Origin of the sequence: Microcystis sp. LE19-131.1A, assembly GCF_027532015.1 — a bacterium.
Lineage (GTDB): Bacteria > Cyanobacteriota > Cyanobacteriia > Cyanobacteriales > Microcystaceae > Microcystis > Microcystis ichthyoblabe_A.
Genome location: NZ_JAPZSS010000248.1, coordinates 1 through 3,079, shown reverse-complemented (window position 1 = coordinate 3,079; position 3,079 = coordinate 1). Strand labels below are relative to the sequence as shown.

Annotated in this window: 1 protein-coding gene; it reads right to left on the bottom strand. The window is 40.2% G+C overall.

What is annotated here, in order from left to right; all coding sequences use genetic code 11:
- Positions 1-3,079: non-ribosomal peptide synthetase (locus O9323_RS18045; RefSeq protein ID WP_288125520.1), on the bottom strand; the 3,079-nt coding region annotated here is incomplete at both ends.

The window sequence follows — 3,079 nt, the reverse complement described above, 5'->3', positions numbered from 1 at the left end:
TCTTTCCGCCGTTAATTCAGGACGATTTAGATAACCCCTCGCAACTCCGACTCCACCAATGTATAATTCCCCTGGTACTCCGATGGGTACTGGTTGTAAAAAGGCATCCAAAATATAAATTTGGACATTAGCGATCGCCTTGCCAATCGTGACCTTTAAATCATCTTGATAACATTGTCCAATCGTGGCACAAACACTCGCTTCCGTTGGCCCATAGGCATTAAAAAAGTTTCTACCGACTGACCATTGTTTGACTAAATCCAGAGGACAAGCCTCACCCGCCACAATTAAAGTTTGTAAGTTGGGTAACGGTTTTTTTGGTAAAACAGCTAAAGCTGAAGGGGGTAAAGTAACATGGGTAATCCAATTTTCTCGTAAATTGTTAATTAAAGGTTGACCTGGCAATAAAGCATCTTTTTGAGCAAGATAAAGAGTCGCTCCCGAACCAAAGGTCATCAAAATCTCTGAAATACAAGCATCAAAACTAAAAGAAGCAAATTGCAGCACATGACTGTTATGGTTGACTGCAAAAGATTGAATTTGAGAACTCGCTAAGTTAACTAAGCCCCGATGTTCAACCATCACCCCTTTAGGTTTACCCGTAGAGCCAGAGGTGTAAATAACGTTAGCTAAATTGGAAGGAGTTAACTCACTTTGAAGATTATCTTGAGAATATTGAGAAATCTGCTCTTGGATGTGATCTAAACAAATAAGAGTCGCTTGAGAAGCAGGCAATTTTGCTAATAAAGAACGTTGGGTAATCAAAAAAGGAACTTGACTGTCTTCTAACATAAACTGAAGACGTTCAGGGGGATAGTCAGGATCAAGAGGTACATAGGCTCCCCCCGCCTTGAGAATGCCTAATAACCCGACAATCATTTCTAAGGAACGTTCTACCGAAATGCCGACTAAGACCTCTGGCCAAACTCCTAAAGTTTGTAAGTAATGGGCTAACTGATTAGCGCGACAATTTAATTCACTGTAGGTTAATGATTGCTCCTCAAAGACGACGGCGATCGCATCGGGAGTCCGTTCAACTTGCGCTTCAAATAATTGATGAATGCACTGCTCTTGAGGATAATCAACTTGAACACCCTGATTTGTAATCAATAATTGCAGTTTTTCCTCTTCCGTTAATAAAGACAATCGCAAAACTGACCTTTTCGGATCAGCAACAATATCTTCTAACAAAGTGACAAAATGTCCACTCATTCGCTCAATGGTTGAGTCATCAAATAAATCAGTATTATATTCCCAAACCCCTACCAATCCTTCTTCTAGATTCTCCATTGATAAGGTTAAATCAAACTTAGCAGTTCTGTTTTCAGTAGATAGAGGACTAACCTTTAAACCCGTAAGCTCTAAATCAGCGATCGGTGCATTTTGTAAAACAAACATTACCTGAAATAAAGGAGTATGACTGAGATCACGCTGAGGTTGTAGTGTTTCCACTAACATTTCAAACGGTAAATCTTGATGAGCATAGGCGGTCAAAGAAACTTCTCTAACATGGTTTAGCAAATCTTGAAAACTTAGATCATGATCTAAATTTAACCTCAGAACTAAAGTATTGACAAAAAAGCCAATTAATCCCTCGATTTCTCTACGATTACGATTAGCAATAGGAGAGCCAACTAAAATATCTGTTTGTCCCGTATAACGGTAAAGTAGCGTAGCAAAAGCCGCCAAGAGCGTCATAAATAGAGTGACTCCCTGCTTCTGACTGAGTTGATTCAATTTTTGGCTTAATGACAGAGAAAGGCTAAATTCCTGATGAGAACCGATAAAAGTTTGGATGGCGGGTCTAGGTCTATCCGTCGGTAAAGGTAAAAAAACAGGGGCATTAGCTAATTGTTTGCGCCAGTAATTTAATTGGTTGTTTAGAACTTCTCCTTGCAACCAATTTCGTTGCCAGATTGCAAAATCGGCATATTGTATTTGAATAGGCGTTAAGGGAGAGGGCAAACCTTGACTATAGGCATTATAAAGACGGGTTAATTCCTGAAAAAAGACTCCAATTGACCAGCCATCACTAACAATATGGTGCATGGTCACGATTAGATGGTACTCTAACGGCGATCGCACAAATAAGGTGGCACGAAACAAACAATCTTGAGCCAGGTTAAAGGGCTTTTCTGCTTCAGCAATTTCTAAGGATTCAGTATTAGTTAAATGCTGACAATCAATAATAGATAATTTCCAGTTACTAACTGGGTGAATGATTTGAGTAGCTTGACCATCAATCGTTATAAAATTCGTGCGTAAGGCTTCGTGACGATTAATAATTTCTTTTAAACTTTGCTCTAAAGCCGTAAGATTTAAGACTCCTTCTAGTCGTAAAGCTCCACCTAAGTGATAGAAAGCACTGTTAGGTTCCAATTGGTCTAGGAACCATAAACGTTGTTGAGCAAAAGATAACGGTAAGTTAATATTGTCGGTTCTGGTTAGGATCGGAGGAGCAGAAATGACCTGTTGAGATTGCTCAATTTCTAGAGCTAATGCGGCAATGCTAGGAGCAGTAAAAAGACTCCGCAAAGGTAATTCGACTTGAAAAGTTTCACGCAGACGAGACATTACCTGGGTCGCTAAAAGGGAATGACCTCCCAACTCAAAGAAATTATCTTCTCTGCCGACTCGTTCTACCTTGAGAATTTGCTCCCATATTTGAGCGAGGATTTCTTCGGTGAGAGATTTAGGGGCAATATAATCATTTGACAATGATTGCGTTTCGGGTATAGGTAAGGAACGGCGATCGCATTTACCATTGGGGGTTAGGGGCAAATCATCTAAAATAACAAAGGTATTGGGAACGAGATAGGCGGGTAATTGATTCGCCAAGAATTGACGCAGTTCGCTAGTAGTTATCTGGGAGTCAGAAGTAAGAACCACATAGGCAACTAAGCGCTTATCGCCAGGAGTATCTTCGCGGACAATCACTGCCGTATTTTGCACATCGGGACATTGACTCAGAACCGCTTCAATTTCTCCTAACTCAATGCGAAAACCGCGAATTTTTACCTGATTGTCAATGCGTCCTAAATATTCAATATTGCCATCGGGTAAATAACGAGCTAAATCT